The sequence below is a fragment of the Solibacillus sp. FSL W7-1436 genome (assembly GCF_038007305.1).
Taxonomy (GTDB): Bacteria; Bacillota; Bacilli; order Bacillales_A; family Planococcaceae; genus Solibacillus.
The window spans coordinates 1,866,037-1,889,788 of record NZ_JBBOWV010000001.1; the positions used below are offsets into that span (position 1 = coordinate 1,866,037).

The window sequence follows — 23,752 nt, forward strand, 5'->3', positions numbered from 1 at the left end:
CTTTTATTTTGCAATAAACAACACATCATGAATTGATGTTGGAAGAAAAAGCTGAACGAGCTGGCAGTTTAACAGTGGCACCGTTCGACCCTGCAGAATTAGTGGAACTACGTGTGGATAAATATAGTACGGTTACCTACCGTTACAATCGCTACTCTGTACCAGAGGGGCATGTAGGAGAATACATTAAGTTAAAAGCTCGTGCAGAGGAAGTGCTTCTATTTAGCGAAGGTGAATGCATCACGAAGCATAAACGAAGCTGGCAAGTTCATGCCTGGGTGATGAATATCTACCACTATTTAAACACCTTGGAAAAGAAAAAAGGTGCCTTAGCCCAAAGTGAATGTTTGAGCCAAGCACCAAAAGATATAAAAAATATCTACCACCGCTATTATATCGGAAATGAAAAAGATTTTCTAGAACTACTTGTTTATGTCAAAGAACGAGATTGCCTAACAAGAGTACTAGAAGTCATTACTGAACTAGAAAAGAACCCTTTGGTTCATCTAACAACAGAAAAAATCATTTTCTTAGCAGAACAGTCAGCTGAAGTACGTACTGTTCTAACTGGCCAAGATGATGTCACCAGTCAATCTTTAGATAATCTATCTTCATTAGCAGCATTATTTCATTCTAAAGGAACAGGAGTGATTCATTAATGGACAAGCAAAAAGAAATGATTGAAATGTGTAAAGAATTACGTTTACCAAGTATTCGTTCTTTACTTGAACAAGAAGCATTATTTGAACAACATACAACCCCGGCTGACTTTCTCTATTTCGCTTTAAAACAGGAAATGGAGGACCGTTACGTACGAGCAAAAGCTAATCGAATTCGATTAGCCAACTTCCCAGAGAAAAAGCTATTAGAGGAATTAGATGTAGAGGCACTGCCGCAAAATGCGGCGGTTCGCCTTCCTCATTTGAAGGAACTAAAGTTTATACAGGAGAAGCAAAATGTATTATTAATTGGCTCACCTGGTACCGGTAAAACCCATCTTGCGATTGGATTAGGCATTGAAGCCTGTTTAGCGGGCTATAAAGTGTATTTCACAAGTGTAGCATCACTTGTGAATCAATTAAAGGAAAGCCGTTCTGCGAGAATATTGCGCTCCTTTGAACTAAAATTTGAGAAGTATGATTTAGTCATCATCGATGAACTCGGGTACATTTCATTCGATAAAGAAGGAGCAGAACTTCTGTTCACGCACTTATCGTTACGTGCCGGTCGAGCAGCGACAATTATAACAAGTAATCTAACGTTTGAACGCTGGGAAGAAGTATTCCACGATCCAGTATTAACATCAGCTTTAACCGATCGACTCACGCATCGAGCGCACATCATCAACATGATTGGTGGCTCCTATCGAATTTTAGAAACGAAAGAATGGATCGAACAGAGCAATTTTTAGTGGCTCATATTTTAATTAACAATTGGCTCATATTTAACTTGCGAAATACAATTTTCTTGATAGCAATATTTTTATTGGTCTACGAATCTCATTAAAAAAATTTATCATTTATTCCCCCAAAATATAAACAATCTTTATTTTATTTTACAGTGAATGAATATCTATTAACTTCTTTTTGAACAATCCTGCCCCTTTAGTTGAAGAAGCATCAGTGTTTATACAGCGAATTTAGTTAACCTAAGTGTATCATACGTTTCCATATTTTGTATTAAATTTCCTCTAATTATCAAGTCCTTCATCGTGACTTCATTTCTTTGATGTTGAATGCTTTCTAATACTTGGAACCAAGCGAGGTAATTGTTTAAATATTTGGTGGCAACACCGTTAAAACGTTGCATCCAGCTTTTAAGTCTTCGGTGGTAGTTATTAACGTTCTGAATGTGATAAAGTCCCTTTGTACGAACTTTACCATCGGACTTGAATTGATATATATCCATACCCTTTTCATCGGCATATGTTTTGAATGCACGGCAAGAATCTGTGCATAATACATTTCCATCCGAAAGTTTATGCCCAATAGCTTTGTCTAATTGGTTTTTGGTTAATCTACCCATTCCTAATATCTCTGAAAAAGTGGTCTTATCTTGGTTCCTCGCAACCAATACACATACTTGTTCATTGCTTATTCCACGCTTTCTTGCAGAACCTCCACGTTTTCGAGGTTTCCGACCTTTAATTTTTCTCTGTCCTTTTTCTGAATACAGGAAATAGGTCTCGTCCATTTCAACGATACCTTCGAAATTTGATATTTCGATTTGTTTCAATGAGGATAATAGTTTGTGTCTCCAATAAAATAGTGTGACGTGAGTTATGTTCCCAATTAAATCAGCAGACTTACGAAGAGAGTAACCTTCTATCATACATTCAACAAATTTAATCCACTGGTTAAGGTGACGAGTTCGATAAAGCACTGTATTTGTGAGGGGTACATGTCTTTTTACATGCCTTACAACGATAGCGTTGCTTTTTAACTTCTTCACCATCAACGATTGTTGTGTATTTACCGAAATGTACAATATGTTCCGTTCACAGTCTGGACATTGATAGCCATTCTTATTTTTACGTTCAGATATTTCGTGAAGAACTGTTCCAGTCGAACTTGATGCAGTCAGTGCATCGATTAAATATTCACGTAATCGATGTTTCTCTGCTCAAGGGGCTTTAATCTAAATGAATGAAAAGATTCACCAGGAACTACCTATGTTATTCAACAAACTGGGCGCTTTCCTTGAATAAGGAAAGCGTCCCTTTTCAGTTAATGGGTCATACTCATACTAAAGTTTATTGGGATTAAGTGGAGATAACCGTCATTAATGATGGTTAACAAAAGAATTGTACTAATTACAGATAACAGATGTCTGTCTAGGAAAAGAGTTAATCCAAATTTGTAATTTTTTTGTTAACCTTTTTAGTGTTCAAACGTTTTAAAGGTGGGAGGTTTGAAATGAATGATTCCATGATGGGGAAAAAATTAAATGAGATACTACGATTTGTTTACTCATACCTAATAAAAATGGGTGCTTCAAAAGAAGATGCAGAAGATATTATCCAAGATACTGCGTATAAGTTTTTAATATACATAGATTCAATCGATATTGTTAATATCCAAAGTTGGCTATTTAGAGTAGCAGTAAATCAATATTACGACTTGTCGCGTAAGAAAACTAGACGAAGAGATATATTATTGAAATTCAATGTACAGGAAATATTTGAGGAAGAAACACCTGAAAAAATCCTCATACAAAATGAACTAGAAAGAGATATACATGAAATTTTAAATAAATTAAATCCAAAATACACGCAGTTACTTCTTCTGAAATATAGCACAGGACTTAAATTAAATGAGATAGCAGAATTGTATAACATGAAAGAAGGGTCTGTGAAGACTATTCTCTATAGGGCTAGAAAAGAATTTATAGAACAATATAGGAGGTATGAAAATGGACAAGGAAAATGAATTTTTCCCTAAGGATTTTGAATTTGAGAACTTGGTAAAAAAAGCAAGAAAACGTTCTATTGTAAAAATAGTGCTCATTTCATTTGTTATAAGTCTCATCGTTTTATTTGGGCTTTATTTTATTGGCAATAGAGTAATGACTACAAAAATGGAAAAAGAGACAAGCTTAGATTCGACTTGGAACGGAGTAATGGGAGCCAACATTGAAGAGCGAGGTACTACATTTAATTATTCTTTAACTTCTGCAACAGCAAAAACGACTTTAGTAAAGGTAGTGGCAGGTGTTCCAATTCCATGGGGCGAACAGGAAAAAGTTTTTACTATTTTGGGAACATCTCGACCTATTTCAGCTATCGGGCCTTCTGGGTACGGTTTCTCAGATGATGAGCGAATCCCTATGTACTATGAAGGGGAAAGAGTCGTTGAATTTTTTCATCCACATATAAATTATAAGCAACTATATGATGATCGAAAGTTACTAAATGAGATTGATGATAACAAGGTGGTAGAAATGGCTTTTTCGTTTGATGATGGATATTCTATTGAGGAAGTAAATGAAGTATTTAAAGAACAATTAGCATGGTATTGGGTAGATACGTATAGTCAAGATCAAATAGAAAATGAAAATAAATTAAACAAAGTTGAAGATATCCGAGACGCTACTATTTCTGGTGATCAAGCATATGGCTTTTTATATAACCGAATGGCAGAAGCCTATTCTGCTTCAAATTTTATATCAACCTTAGAGAAGGTAAAGGAAGATGGTGGTGATTATCAAAAAGATGCAGAGCGTATTTTAACTAACATAACTAATCACGGCGAAAAAAAACTAGAACCACAAAACCTGAAAATAATTGGAGTGATTGTTACAGGTAAACCAAGTGAGTTAATAAAATTTAGTGATGAATCCATGATTCGCAGCGCTACATTAGGAGCAACAATAGATCAATATTAAACTGTAGTGAAATAAGCAATATTTTTATGAAAGGTGAATTTAAAAATGATGAAAAAAACTATAATTTCAGGAATTTTATTATGTTCAATCTTGTTAGTTGGATGTAATAACACCGAGGTATTAGAAAGCGAGCAGGAAGTGGTAGTTTCTATGGATAAATTATTTGCTGAATTAAAAAATGAAATAATATTATCCATTACAGAACAAACGGATCTTGATAGTGATTCACTTGCAATAATGTTAAGTGGTGGTGCTGCTGAATTTGCAGTTTCAGTTGGTTTCCCCAAGGATACAGACATTGAGGGTACAATGATTCAACAAATAGTTGAAGATTCTATTGAAAATGTTTCTGAAACAGAAACAACCAGCGAAGAAAAAATAAAAATGAAAATAAAGATCGAGGAATATTAACACTGAAGTTCTTAAAAATATATAAAGCACTGAAAATTAAGGTAGTTTTTAAATGTGCTTAAATTAAAGAGGCTTTAGGAATGGGAATATTAATCTTCAACAAACTGGGCGCTTTTCTTGAATAAGAAAAGTGCTTTATTTATGGAAACGAAAACCCCCTGCTATGCGGGGGGTTCTAAAAAGCTTTTAGCTATGGATAAAAAAAATACTCCAGTCGTACAATAAAATCAGGTCTGGTCAACCGATTACGTACGAAAGGAGCTCCAATATTGGATAATAAAAGTTTAGCACATACAACATGGAATTGTAAGTATCACATCGTGTTTGCGCCAAAATACAGAAGAAGAATAATCTATGGGAAAATAAAAGCAGATATCGGTAAAATATTACGTCAACTGTGTGAAAGAAAAGGCGTAGAGATTATTGAAGCTACAGCGTGTCCCGATCATATACATATGTTAGTGAGTATTCCACCAAAGCTTAGTGTATCTGCGTTTGTGGGGTATCTTAAAGGGAAAAGCAGTTTGATGATATTCGATCGACATGCCAATTTGAAGTATAAATATGGCAACCGAAAATTTTGGTGTCGAGGATATTATGTGGATACGGTAGGTAGAAACAGAAAAGTCATTCAAGAATATATAAAGAATCAATTGCAGGAAGATCTGCTCGAAGATCAGATGACGATGAAAGAATTTATTGACCCATTCACAGGGGAAGAACTAAATCGAAGAAAAAAATAAGTACACCGCTTTAGCGGTAGTCGGAAACGTAGTGCGGTTGGCAGACCTTTCAGAGCGTCTTTAGACGTGGGCCAGTAACCCAGCGTTTCACGCGCAGAGAAAACCACCAGTTCAACTGGTGGTTTTTATTTATTCAATTATAAGGCCAAATTGTTGAACAACGTTCCGCTGTAATATTCCGCGCTTCATAAGTATAAACCGTCACTGTGGCGCTAGTGTACTGCCGCCCATACAAGACATATATAAAAGAACATTGTTATTTTATAACTTTTTATGCTTTAGTTATTGATAATATAAAAAAGTTCAATAATTTTAAATAAAGTTTGATTAAAATCCTGTAATGATAAACAGGGTTTTCCATTTTTTGCTCTCGGCGATACGATTCCCCAGCAAAAATTAACTGTACTAGAATATTTGAAATTATCATTTTTATATTAGTTCTTATAATATTTTGGTGCAGTTATCGACACAACTTATTACAACTAAAAAGGGGGTGGGACAAAACCCGCCTCAAAATCAAAAGCCGTTCAAATTTTACGATGAGTAAAGTTTGAACGGCTTTATTATTATGTGTCTACTATGTAGTCGTTGTTCTCCGTTACGGCGGACGCTTTCCTGGGGGCACGGCTCGAGCCTGTAGTCTCTCCCACGTGCTTGTCCCCTGGGAGTCGCCGCCTTCACTCCGAACAACTAATTTTTCTTCTATATCAAGTAAATCTCTGCATAATTTCAGGCATGAAAAAAGGACATTCTCTGTTAAAATTTAAGTATCCTACAACCAAATTTCAAACGAAAGAAGTGTCCCTATGTTTAAAGATTATAACATGAATCAAATTATATTACCGCTAGATTTAGAAGTAAAGTTACATAAAAATGATATTGCCTTTTCTATCCATCATTTGGTCGAAAGCATTCCGAACGAAGCTTTCGCTCCTTTTATTCACCATACTGGTTGTCCATCATATCATCCACGTATGATGCTAAAGCTGATTTTATGCGGTTACACACAATCCACTTTTTCAGGAAGAAAAATAGAGGATCTGACAAGAGACAGTATCCGTATGATGTGGCTTGCCCAAGGATATGAACCAAGTTATCGCACTATTAACCGTTTTCGTGTACATCCCAATATGAAGGAACTCATTCGCCAATGTTTTGTACAATTCCGCTGTCAGCTAGTTGAAGAAAAACTCATCGATCAAGAAGCGATTTTTATCGATGGCACAAAGATTGAGGCAAATGCCAATAAGTTCACATTTGTTTGGAAAAAATCAGTGGAAAAACATCATACCAACCTCGTAGAAAAATCAAATAAACTTTACGATGAGTTATTGGAACATCAAATTATTCCTGAAATCAAACGTGAAAGTGATGAGCAGTTATCGATAGAAGAGTTAACTCAAGTAGCACATCACCTAGAAGAAGTAGTCGACGACTATACAAGCAAAATAGAACATTCTGAAGATGTCATTGAGCGAAAAAGATTACGTAGCGAACGAAAAACACCGAAGCAAATCCTCAAACAAGTACATGATTGGATCATAAGAAAGCAGAAATACCAAAAAGATTTTGAAGTGTTTGGCACACGTAACAGTTATTCAAAGACGGATCATGAAGCAACATTTATGCGGATGAAAGATGACTATATGCAAAACGGCCAATTGAAGCCAGGGTATAATGTACAAATCGCTACAGAAGGTCAATATACACTCGCGTACGATGTATTTCCAAATCCAACAGACACGAAAACACTTATTCCATTTCTTAGTCAAATTGAAGAAAATTATTTCGAGTTACCAAAACATATTGTAGCGGATGCCGGATACGGCAGTGAACAGAATTACCATGATATTCTTAACAAACGCAAACGAACTCCACTCATTACATTTAATCAATACTTGAACGAACAGAAGCGAAAATATAAAAATGATCCTTTTAAGACAAGTAATTGGGTGTATGAGAAAGAAAACGATGTCTACATTTGCCCAAATGAAAAGAGATTACGATTCCAATATAACTCTGTTCGTACAGATAAATCGGGTTTCCAACGAGAATTTAAAATCTATGAATGTGAGGAATGTACAGGGTGTCCTTTCCGTACAAAATGTACAAAAGCTGCAGAAGGTAAAAATCGTAGACTCATGATTAATGAGAAATGGGAAAAACAAAAAGAAGAAGTAAGAGTGAAGCTTTCAGAAGAAAAAACGGCTGCCATTTATCGTCGACGTAAAATCGACGTGGAACCAGTTTTTGGATTCTTGAAGGCTAATTTGTGTTTCCGTCGATTTTCTGTTCGTGGAAAATCGAAAGTTACTAACGAAATAGGTTTGGCATTAATGGCCACAAATTTAAGGAAGTATGCGGTAAGAGGATAACACCTCTTCCAATATTTTCTTTATAAAACGCAAAAAAGAGAAATTGCATTGTGCAATTTCTCTTTTTGCGTAAACTGGAACTAATTCTGTCCCAACCCCTTTCATAACTTTCAACAGTTATTATTTACATTGTGTCGCATTACCCCAATTGACAATTGCTTGACTCAACATAACTTGGTAATCTGTTGGTTTTCCATAAGCAGAGACATGCGTCCCTATTACTCTTGAAGCATCTTTAGCAGTTGCTTGGTTAAATATAACCATAGTTTCTTTTGTTATCTTATTTGTAAAATATTTAGTACTGCCAATGTTTGCGTAATAATCTTTAACTTGAATTTTAACTTGGAAAGTTCCATCAAAAGCTTTCAAAATCTTACTTCCTGCCACGCTAGTTCCTGTTCCAACAAGTAGTGCTTCAAGATTGGCTAGTGTTAAAGGGGTTTTTAGGATAACAGCAGCAGCAATGGATGCTAATATAGTTGTTAATAATTCTGCCTTAGAGTAGTGAAGGTTGTATTTACTTGTTGTCGAATTAGTTGTTTTTTCATATAAAATAGCTGTCACTACTTTAGTACATAAAGCATTAGAAACCGATTTTCTTTCTGCTACTTTCGAGTACGATCCAACAGCAAATGGTTGAATATTATTTGACTGTTCTCCTACTGTTATAAGATCAGGTAGTTCTTTTTCGAAATGATTTTCACCATATTCTGAAAAACCCGTAACTTCTCTGGTTTGTTTGTTTACGATACTTTGTTGTTCTAATTCCCCTTCGATATATAAAGAAACAATTACATAATCTTCATTTTGTTCTGTCACCAGTCTATTATTTTTACCATTCTCATCAATGAATTCTTCTGAAAAAATTTCAGGATTTGTTTGATTATCAAGGTCTTTGAAAATCTCAGAGTTCGACTGGTTATCAAGCGTTATTGCACCTACCGAAATGGTTTGAGTATAAAGTACTAACATTAGAGCTATACCTATTGAAAATATTTTTTTCATGAAATAAATCCTCCTTACTATTTTTAACAAATATATCATCTATTGGTTTTGATGTATATAATAATCAAAAATATTTATTAATTTTGAATATTTAGAGAAATGTTATAAATATGAGGAATTTCTCTGTATTTTATAAAAATCTAATCTTCCGTTTTTCAACTTATTAAACACCTAGCCGTCTATTTCCAAGGATGATCTTGGGGAAACGATGCTTTTGATAGGGTATTTTATAATAAAGATTGATATTCTATAATTAAGTTCAATAGAAACCTGTATAGAGTACAGGTTTTTACTTAGGCAGCAATAGGGACAGATTGGGGAATAATATCCTTTAAGAAATGTTAACAAACGTTAGTTTGGGAAGGGCTAATGAGCAGTATGGCGTAATAAGTGGAGAAAATCTCAAGTGAAAGAATAAAGACCCTTTCTGGGAAGAAAACAGAGATAAGTATTAAAAATTTGTGTAAGTAACGGATGCTTTTGTGCAATAAGCACTGAAATGTGCCCAGAAATAATTTTGGGAGTGTTATTTATGTAAAAAATAGTATATTATTTAAGGAGCATTCCTGTTAGAAAGATTTTCGGGGACTTGAAAACAAAAAAGCCCTCCTGTATGATGCTTGAGTGTCAACGGTCATTGACTCATACATCTACAGGGAGGACCCATTCCAATGAATTTTAATACGAATGACAAAATTAATCAAGTTTCTGAAAATACTCTAGTTATCGGCATCGACATTGCTAAACATAAACATTATGCTTGTGCAATTGATGATCGAGGTCGTGTGCTCCAAAAATCATTTCCAATCATGCAATCACGTATTGGGTTTGAAAACTTTTATGAACGCCTAATGGCGCTCAAAGCAGCTTATGACAAACAAGAAATTCTCATTGGGTTTGAGCCAACAGGCCATTACTGGATGAACTTAGCTGCGTTTTTGACGAACTATGGAATTCCATTCGTAATGGTTAATCCAATGCACGTTAATCGCTCGAAGGAATTAGATGACAACCTGCAAACGAAGAATGACCAAAAGGATGCGCTAGTCATTGCTCGCCTTATGAGAGACGGTCGTTTCAGCTATCCCCGTCATCTCGAAGGAATCGAGGCTGAGTTACGAAATGGAGCAACATTACGTTCAAAGATTCAAGAAGATTTAAATGCCTTACAAAATCGCATTATTCGTTGGTTGGATCGCTTTTTCCCTGAATTCACACAAGTGTTTAAAAGCTTTGGGAAAATGGCCTATGCGGTGCTCGAAATGACACCGTTGCCAACAGATATTGTAGGAAAATCACCAGAAGAATTACTATTTTTATATCGCCAGGTAGACGGCATGAAAAGCCCACAGCTACCTAAGGCAAAGCAATTAGTCGAGGTTGCAGAAAGCTCAATTGGGCTGACAGAAGGTTTAGTGATGGCCAAATTCGAAATCGCCACGCTTCTTTCACAGCATAAATTGATGCACGCTCAACTTGACGAATTAACAGCTCAGCTCGTAGAGCTAGCCAAACAAATGATGGAATATGAATATTTAGCATCGGTACCTGGAATCGGGGATGTCACGATTGTCGATTTACTATCAGAGGTTGGTTCTTTAGCGCAATATACACATCCACGCCAATTAATTAAACTAGCGGGACTCACATTGCGTGAAAACTCTTCTGGTCAGCAAAAAGGACAAAAACGGATTTCCAAGCGAGGTAGAAGAAAACTACGCGCCCTTCTGTTCCGAGTCATGATGCCGTTAATCTTGCATAATCCAGCCTTTAAGCAATTACATGAATATTACACAACGCGCACGGTCAATCCGCTCCGAAAGAAGCAATCAATTGTGGTACTGTGTGGCAAGTTATTGAAAGTTTTACATGCCTTGTGCAAGAGAAAAACATTGTTTAACGAACACCAAATGATGAACGATTTCGCCCGTCTTCAAACGGCTGCCTAAAACGCCACCAACAGAAGTCAAAAACAAGAGGATGACACGGAGAAGCCGGCATTATTTTCACCATCCGACCGTTGAATGAATTCAATTGAGTCCACAAAGGAGCATCGCCAGCCTCTGCCTTATGAATAGACCGAACGAAGGAATGTACGCGCAAAAAGACGCCTAGAGACATGGGAGGGTCCGTCATCATAAGCTACGCAGAGATCCAAAAGTGCATCAAAATACTGCACTGGATTAGGAGAAACATTACCATATAATGGTTTGTCCTTTAGCGAAGCGTTCGGACATAATGTTAAATAAATCAAGAATTACAAAATAACGATAGATGTATGTGTCAAAAATTATTTTTTGGACATTCAAAAATGGCGCAAGCCATTGATATATCAACATTTATAGAGGGAGGAGAACAACCTGCTGATGCCAACCCTTTTTGATTAACAACATCTTTTGTTTTAATTGTCTGGACTAGAGTATGGCTATAGCATAATTAGTTTGATATTAAATAATCCATCTAGAAGGAGGTTAAGTATATTATTACAAATAAATATATACGTGCTCTGGTATTTCCAAGTCTTTTGTTTATATGTATGACTATAAAAGATATATATATTGGTAACGGAATTCAGTGGGGGGACAATCTTTTTCTCTTTCTTTTTACATTAGTTTTTTTCAACTTAATCTTATTTTTGTTAAAACGATTTAAAGAAACACCCCATTCAAAATAACTTTGCATTCGTTGAATTATTCGAGTTATAGATATACATACAAATAACAATCGCAAACACCACTTTAGTAACGTAACAGCCCATTCTAATGAATGGGCTGTTTGCTTTTTGTGCTAATATAGATGTAGATTTGAAGTAAGTTTTTCCATTTGATTTATTAATAAAATAAGATCCAAAATAATAAAAATAAAGCCAAACCTAAACATTGTAATCTTATCTATAATACTTATTCAATTCAAAAACCTGCTTAGGATAATAAGAGCGAACTAAGAGAAATGTAACTTAGGGGGGGGATTTCTCTCTCGTTCATTTTCTGTACCTCCAATACAATATCAATCGTCTTTCAACGATTTTTGAGAATTAAACGTCTATTCATCCAAAGCTGTTTGTAGTACAGATGTGATTGCACGAGTGCCTCGCCTCATGTTCAAAGTAATGTAGGATTAAAGATAGGGCCAGTAGGTAAGTGCAAATAAACTTGCGTATGTTTCAAACTGTTCATCCGTTTTGCATATTGTAGCTTTGTAATAAAGTTGAACTGTTTATAAAAAGTTGTACCGTTTTGAATTAAGTGATAATAAAGTTATTCGATTAAAGGGCCATTTAGTTGAATAACGTCTCAAAAAAGTGGTGGGTTTATGTTACAATTAAGGTTAAATTGTGAAGTAAACTATTACTTCTAACACGACAGAACAGTGAAAGAAGAAATGATTTATTTTAGAGTAATTAAAGGAGCGCTGTTATTTTGGAGAAATCAAAGAAAAAAGAATTATTAGATTGGTTTATAGCTATTGCGGTAGCAGTTGTTTTTGTTATCGCTATAAGAACATTTATTTTTTCACCAATTATAGTAGATGGTTCTTCAATGATGCCAACATATGAGGACGGAGACAGAATTATTATTAATAAATTTAGTAAGCAAATATCTGGTATAGACAGATTTGAGGTCATAGTATTTGAAGCGCCGATTGGTGAAGATTATATTAAGCGCGTTGTGGGCTTGCCGGGAGATTCTATTTCATACGAGAATGATATCCTTTATATTAATGGTGAAGCATTAGAAGAACCTTATTTAGATGAATATAAAGAAAAATTAACAGATCATGCTCCACTAACATACAATTTCAATTTAGAATCTTTAACAGGCTATAAAGAAATACCGGAGGGTTATTTATTTGTTTTAGGAGATAATCGTAGAAAAACTACTGATAGCAGAGATCCAAATGTAGGATTAGTACCAATGGATAAAGTTCTAGGAACAGCCAAAGTTAGATTCTATCCATTTGATAATTTAGGTATTGTTAGATAAATCTATTTAAACAGTAAAATAAACTTCAACTATTGAGCGCTTTTCTTGAATAAGAAAAGCGCTTTATTCAATTATAGGGCCATATTGTTGAATAGCATTTTCAACGATAAGAAATATGTTATTCAATTTTTTATGCAATTTTATGAACATGCTCTGCAAGTATAAACGCTGCTACTTCAACTGTTTGTGCAATTTGTATAAAAAACTGTATAATCAATAGTTCAAGCGAAAAGGCACAAATGTTGATTTAACAACCCCTTCGTGCCTTTTTGGTGTATTGCCCACTCTATTTATCAACAAAATTTAAAGACGTCTTTCGTAGTAACTATAACTAAATATGCTAGAAGCAAAGGAAATCGTTATAACAACACTTAATGCTAAAATAGCTGGCAATAACATAGCCTCTTTAAGGATGCCATATAAAACAATTATTATTATTTCCATAACAATGGAAGTATTTAAAACAATTTTAAATGCAGTTGCACCACTACGATGTGCAACTATTTGATTTCTTTCATCTCGTTCTTCAATTAAATCTTTTTTGAGTTCATCTTTTGAAAGGCTCTTACCAAAATCTCTAAAGGATAGTAAGAAAAGTAATACAGAAAAAACTGTAAGTTCAATACTAAAACCTTTTAAAAATTGAACAATAATTGCAGCTAAAGTAATTCCAAAGCATAATAAAGCACTACATAATCTCTTATAACTATAAATTTTCACGTTCTAAATCCTCCTGATGCTTATTTTTCTCCAAACAGAATAAATCTTCAATGGACGTGTTAAAAAGTAATGCTAACCGATAGGCTAACAGAATTGAAGGTTTATATTGCCCTTTCTCTAATGAAATAATGGTTCTTTGAGATACATGCACCAGTTCTGCTAGCTGATTTTGGGTTAACTCATATGCATGACGATGTTCTTTTAGTTTGTTAATCAATTTACCACCCTTAAAATGTGAAGTTTGCTTCATATGAAGTATATTTCATAATATAACATTCGGTTTCTTCCAAATCAACAAGATTTACCATTGCTAAAATGGACTAAATTCATCATCCTTTTGACTGAAAAGTGCGTAAATGGTAAAGCGGTAATTTTCAAGGAGGTATTAGGAAATTGAAGAAAATATATACAGTAGGATTGGCGTTATTTTTATTAACTGCCTGTTCATCAGAACAAGAAAATACTTCACCAAATGCAGAACAGAATACGAATACAGAACAAAACACGAATGTACAAGACGAAACGCTTGATCTCGCAGATACTTTAACTGGTTCGTATAACGGAATTTATATCGATAAATATAATGAAAATTTCGATAAAGTTGCGGAACAAATTGCCCTTTTCGGAGAGGATTTCGAACAATTTTTAAAGATGCTGCAAGAAACGACTTTAATTAAAGAGCCATTAGAAGAATATCCTAAATCGGATGAATATTACACAATTATTGTACAAGGAGATAAGGATGTAACGACTATACATATAGAAGAAGAAAATGGAGAACCAATTGCATCATTACCAACGAATGATGTTTTTCCAACAGCTCCACGTAAAGCAACAAACACTAATATTCTCGAGTCCATTAAAGCATTAGAAGCCGCAGAAACAGCAGAAGAATAAAGGGACGACGTGTTAGAACTTATAAAAGAAAGCACCTATAAAGTTGAAATGCCCGTAAAAGTTAGACACACACTAAACTAATTTTTACGGGGCATTTTTGGTAGTTCAATAAAAATTAAGTAAGTTATTCCATTAAATGGGCGCTTTAATTGAATATTCGCATCCCGAAATAATCAAACTTTTTTATAAAAAACAAACTCGATAAATAAAGAACCAACTGTTTTGATCAAACTTTGTTTCAAAACAGTTGGTATCTTTCTGTATAAAATCAGCGTTTACAATTTACTTTTAATCAAACTTTATTAAAAAGCTACAAAAAGCCAATGAATTCAACTCTCGTGAGGTTAGTCGAGTATAAGTACTCGGCTTTTTTTAAAAAAAAAGTAGTTTCCTATAGAGCAGAAACTACTTTTAAATATATAAGGAATCACTTTTGATAAAGGTCTTTATCTGGGGCTACTTTTACAAGTCTAGTATGTTCATTTAACACAAGTAGCCATTCTCCGTTTCTTTGAATCATCGAGGCGCCTTCTTCACCATCCTGTAATACAGTAAGGATGGTTCTTTCTGCTTTATAGTCGAGATGATGAAGCTTACCAGTGTCTAATAATCCATTATTTATCACTTCATACAGTATTTCTTGTGCATCTAAAAGGGTGCGTCTGAAATCATTTTTGTATACTAATTTTAGCGCTGTTACATCTATATAACCTTGTTCACTAACCTGATACATAGGTTTATTGAAACCAACAGTAATTTGAAATTTTTGAGTATCAAAATCCTTGAACATGTTTACTGCAACAATGGGAATCGCTTCCTCACGTTCAATATCATAAGTAAGCCCCTTTGCTTTATTCACATTATCGGGTGCAAAACTTAAGTTATCGATGCAACAATTAAACGAATCGTTATCCATGTGTTCAACAATAAACTTCTTCTCATATGCTTCTTCGATGGCTTTTTTTCCGTACCAATGAATCATGACCAATTGATGAAGTTTCTTGTATTTACCAAACTTGGTTGAAGAAGTCCCGATATAGCCTTTTCGCTTGCCGTTAGCCCTAATTTTGCCCCATATGATCCTCCACTTAACCTTTTGAATGTCTGCCCACAATTCTTCTTTAAAGTCGGTGTAACCCAGAATGCGCTGTTCAGTATCGTGAAAGTAGATTCGATCATTCTGCTTATAGATGTGCATAACATTCCTCCTTTTTGATAAACGTCCTATAGCTAAAATACCATAATTATAGTTTAGGAAAAAGTATCCATTATTGTGAGGGGAATTTCAAAAAATATGTCCTAAAAATCGAGGGATTTGTTATATATAAAAATGGTGAAGTAAAATGAACGATAATTACGAGAAAAGATTAATAGTAAAATTTAAAAGAAGGAAATATGAAACACTCGAAACATGGTGAAAGTTTATTTAAAAGATAATGTAAAAGAGTATTGGAGAAATTAAAGATTTTTTAAACACAAAATTCTTACCGAACATGAAAACTTTGAATATAAAAAATACTAAATAGATATTATTTCCACCTATTTTGACTATTGTTGTATAATAGTGGTAAAAAAGGATGAAGTGAATGCAACAAATTCCAACAGAACATTTACCAAAATTCCATCGGGATGCTTTTCATTGTCCAAGATGTAAAGTAGTTGCTCCTCAAACGTGGCACAGGGTAGGGAAACTTCAAAACAGAACTACCGAGATTTTTGTCGATGAATCAAATATACCACAAGGAAAAAGTATTGGTTCAAGGGCAATACGTACTGAAGAGCCAAGCGGTGAACCAGGAGTATTTATTAAAGAGTGGCACTTGGAGATATCAGTATGTAGCCATTGCTATAACTATTCGGTTTGGGAAAACCATAATATCATTTTCCCGTTTACCACAGATCTGCCTGAACCAAACGAGGACATGCCTAAAAATATTAAAGGAATCTACCGTGAAGCAATGGGGGTGTACAAACATTCTCCTAGGGCTTCGGCTGCATTACTTCGACTTGCAATTGAAATAATGATTCCTCAATTGGAAGAATACCAGATAAAGAAGAGCTCAATAAATAATATGATCGGCGAGCTAGTTCAGAAAGATATTCCAGAACATATCCAACAGGGGCTTGATGCTATTCGCGTGTACGGAAACGAAGGTATCCATCCAGGTGAAATAGATCTCACGGATGATGAAAGTATAGTACTGTTTTTATTTGACCTAATCAATATTATGGTCGAGGAATTGATTACGAAGAAAAAGAAAATCAAATCATTCTATGAAACACTTCCAGCAGGCAAACTGCAAGGGATATTCAATAGAGATAAAAAGAAGCAAGAAAAATAATCTATCGCTAGGTAAGAGCTTGGGGGACTTATTAAGTGTCTGAATTCCATAGACGTATGGTGATAGTCAATAGCTCTCCGACAAAGACTGGTACATTACTGTTTTTTGTCATTTTGAAATATAACATGATTTAAAAGGATGGCTTCATGCTATCTTTTTTTGTGCTCACAAATAGAATGTGTGTTCCGTTGTGTTATGGTTACGGTTTTAGATAAAGCAGGTGATAAGATGAAAAAAACCATTTAAGCCATGCAATAAGATAGGTAGTTCCAACCTTACAAGAGAAGCTATTGCGAAATACATATTGAAGAGGGCACCAAGAAAGAAGTGAGTATAACAGTGAGTAAGAAACCAGGAGCATGTGAAGTTCTACAACTCAAAAGAGTGGAAAGCAGTAAGGAAGCAAGCACTGATTCGAGATAACTTTCTATTTGTGACGTGTAAAGAGAATGGAACCATGACACCTGTTATCAATCGAAAAGGGGGTGTCGATCTCATTGTGTAGGCCAGGGAAATTGGGAACTTAAGTAATCTACAGTCGCTTTGTCATGATTGCCACAATAAAAAGACTGAAGCAGAAAAAAAGAGGAGAAGGGAAAAATAAAAAAAGCTGCTGGTCTTAAAGACCAAACAGCTTCAGTAGCATAGCAAGGTGCATTGCTACATTTGGAGATAACTTGACCTCAAGGGTTAGTTTGAACTCCATGGGCTTCACCCTTTAAGAAGGGTAGGATTTAAGCTTTCGCTCAACCCTCCTTGCTAATATCTAAAAATATTTTACTCTATTAACGAAAAATGTCAACTTCTATTTAAAACAGCTACTAACAAAAGCTAGTAGCTGCCACCACACAGAGAAGATAGATTATCGACTCATCAAAACAGAAATAACATAGTTGCTCATAATGTCAACATCGAGCTGACTAAATTTATAATTACGTCCTGAACGTCGATTAAACACATTCGCATAAAACACCATATATGGACCGATTATTTGCTTCATCAGATTATCGTTATCTCTGCCATTACTGTATGGAGATACTAGGTTAAAAATATCCTTTTGAGCTGTTTCGAAATTTATCATTCTTATCATCCTTTTTATTTTTAATTTATATAAGGTAAACAAAAACAAATAAGGAGCATTCCTGTTAGAAAGATTTTCGGGGACTTGAAAACAAAAAAGCCCTCCTGTATGATGCTTGAGTGTCAACGGTCATTGACTCATACATCTACAGGGAGGACCCATTCCAATGAATTTTAATACGAATGACAAAATTAATCAAGTTTCTGAAAATACTCTAGTTATCGGCATCGACATTGCTAAACATAAACATTATGCTTGTGCAATTGATGATCGAGGTCGTGTGCTCCAAAAATCATTTCCAATCATGCAATCACGTATTGGGTTTGAAAACTTTTATGAACGCCTAATGGCGCTCAAAGCAGCTTATGACAAACAAGAAATTCTCATTGGGTTTGAGCCAACAGGCCATTACTGGATGAACTTAGCTGCGTTTTTGACGAACTATGGAATTCCATTCGTAATGGTTAATCCAATGCACGTTAATCGCTCGAAGGAATTAGATGACAACCTGCAAACGAAGAATGACCAAAAGGATGCGCTAGTCATTGCTCGCCTTATGAGAGACGGTCGTTTCAGCTATCCCCGTCATCTCGAAGGAATCGAGGCTGAGTTACGAAATGGAGCAACATTACGTTCAAAGATTCAAGAAGATTTAAATGCCTTACAAAATCGCATTATTCGTTGGTTGGATCGCTTTTTCCCTGAATTCACACAAGTGTTTAAAAGCTTTGGGAAAATGGCCTATGCGGTGCTCGAAATGACACCGTTGCCAACAGATATTGTAGGAAAATCACCAGAAGAATTACTATTTTTATATCGCCAGGTAGACGGCATGAAAAGCCCACAGCTACCTAAGGCAAAGCAATTAGTCGAGGTTGCAGAAAGCTCAATTGGGCTGACAGAAGGTTTAGTGATGGCCAAATTCGAAATCGCCACGCTTCTTTCACAGCATAAATTGATGCACGCTCAACTTGACGAATTAACAGCTCAGCTCGTAGAGCTAGCCAAACAAATGATGGAATATGAATATTTAGCATCGGTACCTGGAATCGGGGATGTCACGATTGTCGATTTACTATCAGAGGTTGGTTCTTTAGCGCAATATACACATCCACGCCAATTAATTAAACTAGCGGGACTCACATTGCGTGAAAACTCTTCTGGTCAGCAAAAAGGACAAAAACGGATTTCCAAGCGAGGTAGAAGAAAACTACGCGCCCTTCTGTTCCGAGTCATGATGCCGTTAATCTTGCATAATCCAGCCTTTAAGCAATTACATGAATATTACACAACGCGCACGGTCAATCCGCTCCGAAAGAAGCAATCAATTGTGGTACTGTGTGGCAAGTTATTGAAAGTTTTACATGCCTTGTGCAAGAGAAAAACATTGTTTAACGAACACCAAATGATGAACGATTTCGCCCGTCTTCAAACGGCTGCCTAAAACGCCACCAACAGAAGTCAAAAACAAGAGGATGACACGGAGAAGCCGGCATTATTTTCACCATCCGACCGTTGAATGAATTCAATTGAGTCCACAAAGGAGCATCGCCAGCCTCTGCCTTATGAATAGACCGAACGAAGGAATGTACGCGCAAAAAGACGCCTAGAGACATGGGAGGGTCCGTCATCATAAGCTACGCAGAGATCCAAAAGTGCATCAAAATACTGCACTGGATTAGGAGAAACATTACCATATAATGGTTTGTCCTTTAGCGAAGCGTTCGGACATAATGTTAAATAAATCAAGAATTACAAAATAACGATAGATGTATGTGTCAAAAATTATTTTTTGGACATTCAAAAATGGCGCAAGCCATTGATATATCAACATTTATAGAGGGAGGAAAGATTAAAATGATATATGAAACTCTATGTGGTAAGACTATTATACTGTTCTATTTTCTAAATTTAAATATATTTTTATACTACTAATATTAGCGTAAAGGGAGAAGATATTTTGAAGAAACTTTTTTAAATCTAGGTCATGGTGGTACCTATCCTGGTGCAGTTAGAAACGGACTTTACCTATCTTTTTCTTATATGTATTTATTTATATAATAGTTAAAAAGTAGCTAATTCTTCTATTGATAACTCATAATAAAGATTGCTCATTCCTAAGTGCTCCGGTATGCATTGTAAGTTGTAGTGAAGAAGACAAATAAGTATGTAACATAATAGATCTTAAACTAAAGCACAGACATATGGGTTTAATGGTGTAAATGTATGGAATGAGGGAGCAACATTAACACTCACTGAAGATTGTATAAAAACAGAAATTCATCATTTACCTAGTAGTTTATAGTGGATTAAGTAGCACAATTCACATTTCTTACCGAAAAAATATTAATAACAGAATTAATTCTAATTAATTTGGGAGAATCAGATGAGCTCATTACAAAAGACAGATTTAATTTGGTTTGAAAAGTTATTTGATATGTCAGGAGGATATGTTTTAGACTTCTCTAACGATAGCTTTCAAATTTTTGTTATTGAGTCTACAGGGATCGATATATTTTCAGGGAATTATGATGAATATGTATCTAAAGCTAAGCGCTTAAGGAAATTTTGGTCTTTAGAATCGGATTACCATACGCATAAATTATTACTTGATTTAACTAAGTATTGGCATGAAAAAAAGTTGTTGTTTGATCAAGAATTTACAGATGACGAATTAAGAACGTACGAAAAATGTAAATTTGTATTAGAGAAATTACAGGGGAGTTCAATAATTGAACCTATTGATAGTTTGGAAAACATAAGTGGATTAGATAATACTTCTATTAACTTATTAGCAGCGGAAATAAAACGCAATGTTGCTAATAATCAGGCAGAGTTGGCATTGGATAGGCTACATACATTTAGTACAAGATTCTTTAGAAATCTTTGTACTAAACATAATTTACTTTTTGAGAAACATGATGCACTACACACTTTGATAGCTAAATATCGATTGTTTCTTGAAAGTAATCTTTTAATCCAATCAACAATGACCTTACAAATTATAAAAACAAACACTAATATCCTAAATAATTTTAACACTGTCAGAAACGAAGAAAGTTTTGCCCATGATAATATAATTTTAAATAAAATTGAAAGTAAGCTAATTTGTAATCATGTTATTTCACTATTAAAATTTATTGATGAATTAGAGAAAGAAATTGAAGAGACTTCTATTAGGCAATAATTATAAAAACAAAGAAAATCCAAAGGAGTTATTCTCCTTGGATTTTTTAAAGTTAATCTTCTAATTTTAATCCTTTCAATAAATCCGCAAATGCATTATTAATCGGCTCCGCTTCTTTCTCTTGCTGTTTCAAGTACTTCTGTACACTACGTTTGTCCACTTTGCCGCCGCCTTCTTTTTTACGACGTGCTTCAAATGCAGATAACTTTTCGCGGTAACCGCATTTACATACGAAGATTTGACCGTCGCCTTGACCGTGCAACTCTAGCTTTTTCTTACATTGCGGGCAGCGGGCATTTGTCACGCGTGATACATTTTTACGGTGACCACATTCGCGGTCTTGGCACACAAGCATTTTTCCTTTTTTACCGTTCACTTCAAGCATTGGCTTACCACAATCAGGACAAGACTTTGTTGAAATATTGTCATGCTTGAATTTTTTATCGCTATTTTTAATGTCAGCTACTATTTCTTTGGTATGTTGCTTCATTTCGTTTATAAATGTATCTTTTTTCAGTTTACCTTTAGCAATTAACTCAAGCTTTTGTTCCCACTGTGCCGTTGTTTCAGGAGATTTTAATTCATTCGGCACTAAATCAAGCAGCTGACGTCCTTTAGAAGTAATATGAATGTCCTTACCACGCTTCTCAATTAAGAATGAATTAAATAGCTTTTCAATGATATCTGCACGTGTCGCTACTGTCCCTAATCCACCAGTCGTTTTTAACGTATCTGCAAGCTGCTTGTTTTGCGTGTTCATATACTTTGTAGGGTTTTCCATTGCAGACAGGATAGAAGCCTCTGTAAAGCGTGCAGGCGCCTTTGTTTGACCTGATGTTTGCGCAAGTAGATTTACTTTTAATACTTGGCCTTTTTCAAGACGAGGCAATAGCTGCTCTTTTACATCTTCGTTTGATTCTTCATCATCAAAGCGATTTGAATAAACTTCCTTCCAACCAGCTGTAATGACTGTTTTTCCACGAGCAATAAATTTTTCCGTACCGATTTGAGCCTGTACAGTTAATTGCTCGTATTCATGGGCAGGGAACAATACTGCTAAGAAACGTTTTACGACTAAGTCATAAATTTTGCGTTCTTTATCTGAAAACGCCGAGAAGTTCACATATTCTTCAGTTGGAATAATCGCATGGTGATCAGACACTTTAGAATCGTCTACAAATGCTTTAGAAGCTTTAATAGGCTTCGCCAATATTTTGTTAGCCAACGTACGATATTCGCCAACAGCGCATGCTTTTAAGCGCTCTGGAAGGGTGCTAACGATATCTGATGATAAATAACGTGAATCTGTACGTGGATACGTTAATACTTTATGTGATTCATACAGCTTTTGCATAATGTTTAACGTTTCTTTTGCAGAATAGCCAAACATTTTATTAGCATCACGTTGCAATTCAGTTAAATCATACAGACCTGGAGAGAACGCTTTTTTCGGTTTACGGTCAATGACGATTACTTTTGCATCTTGCTTATCTAATGTGCTAACAATTGCATCAATTTTGTCTTTTGCAAAGCTGCGTGAATTGCCATTTGTATCTTGCCAAGTTAATTTTAATTCTCTTGTTTGTGCTTCAATACCGTAGTACGTTTGAGCTTTGAAGTTTTTAATTTCATCTTCACGTGCTGCAACCATTGCTACTACTGGAGTTTGAACTCTGCCAGTGTTCAGCTGTGCATTATATTTAGTAGAAAGAGCACGACTTGAGTTTAATCCTAAAAACCAATCAGCTTCGCTACGTGCTACTGCTGCATGATATAAGTCTTCGTATGCTTTACCTGGTTTTAAATTTGCAAAGCCTTCTTTAATCGCTTTATCCGTTACAGATGAAATCCATAAGCGTTTAATCGGCTTATTTACTTTCGCACGATCAATAATCCAACGAGCAACTAGTTCGCCTTCGCGACCTGCATCTGTTGCAATGATAATTTCTTTGACATCATTACGTGTAAGCTGTGATTTTACCGCATTAAATTGCTTGCTTGTCTGCTTGATTGTTGTTAGTTTCAGACGTTCTGGTAGCATCGGTAAATCAGCTAAATCCCATTTCTTATATTTTTCGTCATAGCTTTCTGGATCTGCTAGTGTTACTAAATGTCCTAACGCCCACGTGACGATATATTTGTCTCCTTCTAAAAATCCATTACCTTTTTTATGACACTTCAGCACATTCGCAATATCGCGTGCTACTGAAGGTTTCTCTGCTAATACTACACTCTTAGCCATATAAACATCCTTTCGTACTTCGTTGTGTTTAATATAGCATAACGTATAAAATAAAAAAATTTCTTAATACAATATCAAAATATACACTTTTTAACATTATTTTTGTTTTGTAGTATATTTGAACATATATAGAAAGGTGGGTCTATTCAATGAGTAAAAAGGATTTAGGTTATAGATTAACCGCATACTTAAACATTAATTCTTCTAAGTATTATAGATTTAAAAAAGATGATTTATTAAAAGAAAGAGAAAAAATTATTAAACAATTAACTAGTTCTGATTTGAAACCGGTGTTTGTCAATATAGTTGTCGCATCGAGCTATTTTACTTTTCTACTAAACTCCTATTCGTTCCAATCAAATCCCCAATTCAATCGAAGCTAG

General features: G+C 35.0%; 19 protein-coding genes and 2 pseudogenes. 14 read left to right on the forward strand and 7 right to left on the reverse strand.

The features are described from left to right. Positions 1–20: 20 nt before the first annotated feature. Positions 21–659, forward strand: a pseudogene (locus tag MKX73_RS09385) (Mu transposase domain-containing protein); the annotation flags it as partial. Further along, a complete protein-coding gene (istB, locus tag MKX73_RS09390; RefSeq protein WP_340717198.1) occupies positions 659–1,411 on the forward strand; it encodes an IS21-like element helper ATPase IstB in 753 nt (250 codons plus the stop codon). The pseudogene MKX73_RS09385 and the gene istB, both read left to right, overlap by 1 nt. A gap of 215 nt (positions 1,412–1,626) precedes the next feature. Here istB and MKX73_RS09395 read toward each other — a convergent pair. Beyond that, positions 1,627–2,622, reverse strand: a pseudogene (locus MKX73_RS09395) (IS1595 family transposase); the annotation flags it as partial. A gap of 293 nt (positions 2,623–2,915) precedes the next feature. Here MKX73_RS09395 and MKX73_RS09400 point away from each other — a divergent pair. From MKX73_RS09400 to MKX73_RS09420, 5 genes are all read left to right on the forward strand, one after another. Then, complete coding sequence (locus MKX73_RS09400) at positions 2,916–3,428, forward strand: RNA polymerase sigma factor (protein WP_340717199.1); 513 nt, start codon at positions 2,916–2,918, stop codon at positions 3,426–3,428. Further along, the gene (locus MKX73_RS09405; RefSeq protein WP_340717200.1) at positions 3,412–4,383 is read left to right on the forward strand and encodes an anti sigma factor C-terminal domain-containing protein; all 972 of its coding nucleotides are present in this window, start codon (positions 3,412–3,414) and stop codon (positions 4,381–4,383) included. Before MKX73_RS09400 ends, MKX73_RS09405 begins: the two co-directional genes overlap by 17 nt. A 45-nt stretch (positions 4,384–4,428) precedes the next feature. Continuing rightward, positions 4,429–4,794: a topoisomerase gene (locus MKX73_RS09410; RefSeq protein ID WP_340717201.1), complete on the forward strand. Its 366-nt coding sequence runs from the start codon at positions 4,429–4,431 to the stop codon at positions 4,792–4,794. A gap of 269 nt (positions 4,795–5,063) precedes the next feature. Further along, a complete protein-coding gene (tnpA, locus tag MKX73_RS09415) occupies positions 5,064–5,537 on the forward strand; it encodes an IS200/IS605 family transposase (protein WP_340717202.1) in 474 nt (157 codons plus the stop codon). Positions 5,538–6,343: 806 nt separating this feature from the next. After that, positions 6,344–7,912 carry an IS1182 family transposase gene (locus MKX73_RS09420; protein WP_340715958.1) on the forward strand — a complete coding sequence of 523 codons (1,569 nt, stop codon included), beginning with the start codon at positions 6,344–6,346 and terminating at the stop codon, positions 7,910–7,912. Positions 7,913–8,032: 120 nt separating this feature from the next. Here the strand turns inward: MKX73_RS09420 and MKX73_RS09425 are convergent, their stop codons facing one another. Continuing rightward, positions 8,033–8,917: a hypothetical protein gene (locus MKX73_RS09425; RefSeq protein WP_340717203.1), complete on the reverse strand. Its 885-nt coding sequence runs from the start codon at positions 8,915–8,917 to the stop codon at positions 8,033–8,035. A gap of 671 nt (positions 8,918–9,588) precedes the next feature. Between MKX73_RS09425 and MKX73_RS09430 the strand changes: the two genes are divergently transcribed. Together MKX73_RS09430 and lepB are read left to right on the forward strand one after the other, a co-directional pair. Beyond that, complete coding sequence (locus MKX73_RS09430) at positions 9,589–10,866, forward strand: IS110 family transposase (RefSeq protein WP_340717204.1); 1,278 nt, start codon at positions 9,589–9,591, stop codon at positions 10,864–10,866. Positions 10,867–12,336: 1,470 nt separating this feature from the next. Further along, on the forward strand, positions 12,337–12,900 hold the full coding sequence (gene lepB / locus MKX73_RS09435) for a signal peptidase I (protein WP_340717205.1): 564 nt from the start codon (positions 12,337–12,339) through the stop codon (positions 12,898–12,900). A gap of 303 nt (positions 12,901–13,203) precedes the next feature. On the opposite strand, the gene MKX73_RS09440 is transcribed toward lepB, so the two are convergent. Further along, complete coding sequence (locus tag MKX73_RS09440) at positions 13,204–13,620, reverse strand: hypothetical protein (RefSeq protein WP_340717206.1); 417 nt, start codon at positions 13,618–13,620, stop codon at positions 13,204–13,206. Continuing rightward, the gene (locus MKX73_RS09445; RefSeq protein ID WP_340717207.1) at positions 13,607–13,837 is read right to left on the reverse strand and encodes a helix-turn-helix transcriptional regulator; all 231 of its coding nucleotides are present in this window, start codon (positions 13,835–13,837) and stop codon (positions 13,607–13,609) included. The genes MKX73_RS09440 and MKX73_RS09445 overlap by 14 nt, the downstream gene beginning before the upstream one ends. A 176-nt stretch (positions 13,838–14,013) precedes the next feature. Here MKX73_RS09445 and MKX73_RS09450 point away from each other — a divergent pair, with 176 nt between their 5' ends. Continuing rightward, positions 14,014–14,517 (forward strand): hypothetical protein, encoded by a 504-nt coding sequence (locus tag MKX73_RS09450; protein ID WP_340717208.1) that lies wholly within the window; start codon positions 14,014–14,016, stop codon positions 14,515–14,517. Positions 14,518–14,944: 427 nt separating this feature from the next. Here MKX73_RS09450 and MKX73_RS09455 read toward each other — a convergent pair whose 3' ends face one another. Then, complete coding sequence (locus MKX73_RS09455) at positions 14,945–15,715, reverse strand: hypothetical protein (RefSeq protein WP_340717209.1); 771 nt, start codon at positions 15,713–15,715, stop codon at positions 14,945–14,947. Positions 15,716–16,103: 388 nt separating this feature from the next. Between MKX73_RS09455 and MKX73_RS09460 the strand changes: the two genes are divergently transcribed. After that, on the forward strand, positions 16,104–16,859 hold the full coding sequence (locus MKX73_RS09460) for a DUF4145 domain-containing protein (protein ID WP_340717210.1): 756 nt from the start codon (positions 16,104–16,106) through the stop codon (positions 16,857–16,859). Positions 16,860–17,373: 514 nt separating this feature from the next. Continuing rightward, on the forward strand, positions 17,374–17,463 hold the full coding sequence (locus MKX73_RS19890) for an HNH endonuclease (protein ID WP_445783327.1): 90 nt from the start codon (positions 17,374–17,376) through the stop codon (positions 17,461–17,463). A gap of 258 nt (positions 17,464–17,721) precedes the next feature. Here MKX73_RS19890 and MKX73_RS09465 read toward each other — a convergent pair whose 3' ends face one another. Then, the gene (locus MKX73_RS09465; protein ID WP_340717211.1) at positions 17,722–17,940 is read right to left on the reverse strand and encodes a hypothetical protein; all 219 of its coding nucleotides are present in this window, start codon (positions 17,938–17,940) and stop codon (positions 17,722–17,724) included. A gap of 166 nt (positions 17,941–18,106) precedes the next feature. Between MKX73_RS09465 and MKX73_RS09470 the strand changes: the two genes are divergently transcribed. Both MKX73_RS09470 and MKX73_RS09475 read left to right on the forward strand, forming a co-directional pair. Continuing rightward, positions 18,107–19,384, forward strand: a complete 1,278-nt coding sequence (locus MKX73_RS09470; RefSeq protein WP_340717204.1) for an IS110 family transposase — start codon at positions 18,107–18,109, stop codon at positions 19,382–19,384. Positions 19,385–20,326: 942 nt separating this feature from the next. Beyond that, entirely contained in the window at positions 20,327–21,127 is an 801-nt protein-coding gene (locus MKX73_RS09475; RefSeq protein ID WP_340717212.1) for an abortive infection family protein, read from the forward strand. Positions 21,128–21,179: 52 nt separating this feature from the next. On the opposite strand, the gene MKX73_RS09480 is transcribed toward MKX73_RS09475, so the two are convergent. Further along, on the reverse strand, positions 21,180–23,369 hold the full coding sequence (locus tag MKX73_RS09480; RefSeq protein ID WP_340717213.1) for a DNA topoisomerase III: 2,190 nt from the start codon (positions 23,367–23,369) through the stop codon (positions 21,180–21,182). Positions 23,370–23,752 lie beyond the last annotated feature (383 nt).

Bases quoted from the DNA above. Each gene is read 5' to 3' on its own strand.
- MKX73_RS09425 (WP_340717203.1), bottom strand. From the start codon at position 8,917: ATGAAAAAAATATTTTCAATAGGTATAGCTCTAATGTTAGTACTTTAT.
- MKX73_RS09405 (WP_340717200.1), top strand. From the start codon at position 3,412: ATGGACAAGGAAAATGAATTTTTCCCTAAGGATTTTGAATTTGAGAAC.
- MKX73_RS09410 (WP_340717201.1), top strand. From the start codon at position 4,429: ATGATGAAAAAAACTATAATTTCAGGAATTTTATTATGTTCAATCTTG.
- MKX73_RS09400 (WP_340717199.1), top strand. From the start codon at position 2,916: ATGAATGATTCCATGATGGGGAAAAAATTAAATGAGATACTACGATTT.
- istB (WP_340717198.1), top strand. From the start codon at position 659: ATGGACAAGCAAAAAGAAATGATTGAAATGTGTAAAGAATTACGTTTA.
- MKX73_RS09465 (WP_340717211.1), bottom strand. From the start codon at position 17,940: ATGATAAATTTCGAAACAGCTCAAAAGGATATTTTTAACCTAGTATCT.
- MKX73_RS09480 (WP_340717213.1), bottom strand. From the start codon at position 23,369: ATGGCTAAGAGTGTAGTATTAGCAGAGAAACCTTCAGTAGCACGCGAT.
- MKX73_RS09420 (WP_340715958.1), top strand. From the start codon at position 6,344: ATGTTTAAAGATTATAACATGAATCAAATTATATTACCGCTAGATTTA.
- MKX73_RS09475 (WP_340717212.1), top strand. From the start codon at position 20,327: ATGAGCTCATTACAAAAGACAGATTTAATTTGGTTTGAAAAGTTATTT.
- MKX73_RS09430 (WP_340717204.1), top strand. From the start codon at position 9,589: ATGAATTTTAATACGAATGACAAAATTAATCAAGTTTCTGAAAATACT.
- MKX73_RS09460 (WP_340717210.1), top strand. From the start codon at position 16,104: ATGCAACAAATTCCAACAGAACATTTACCAAAATTCCATCGGGATGCT.
- MKX73_RS09470 (WP_340717204.1), top strand. From the start codon at position 18,107: ATGAATTTTAATACGAATGACAAAATTAATCAAGTTTCTGAAAATACT.
- MKX73_RS09455 (WP_340717209.1), bottom strand. From the start codon at position 15,715: ATGCACATCTATAAGCAGAATGATCGAATCTACTTTCACGATACTGAA.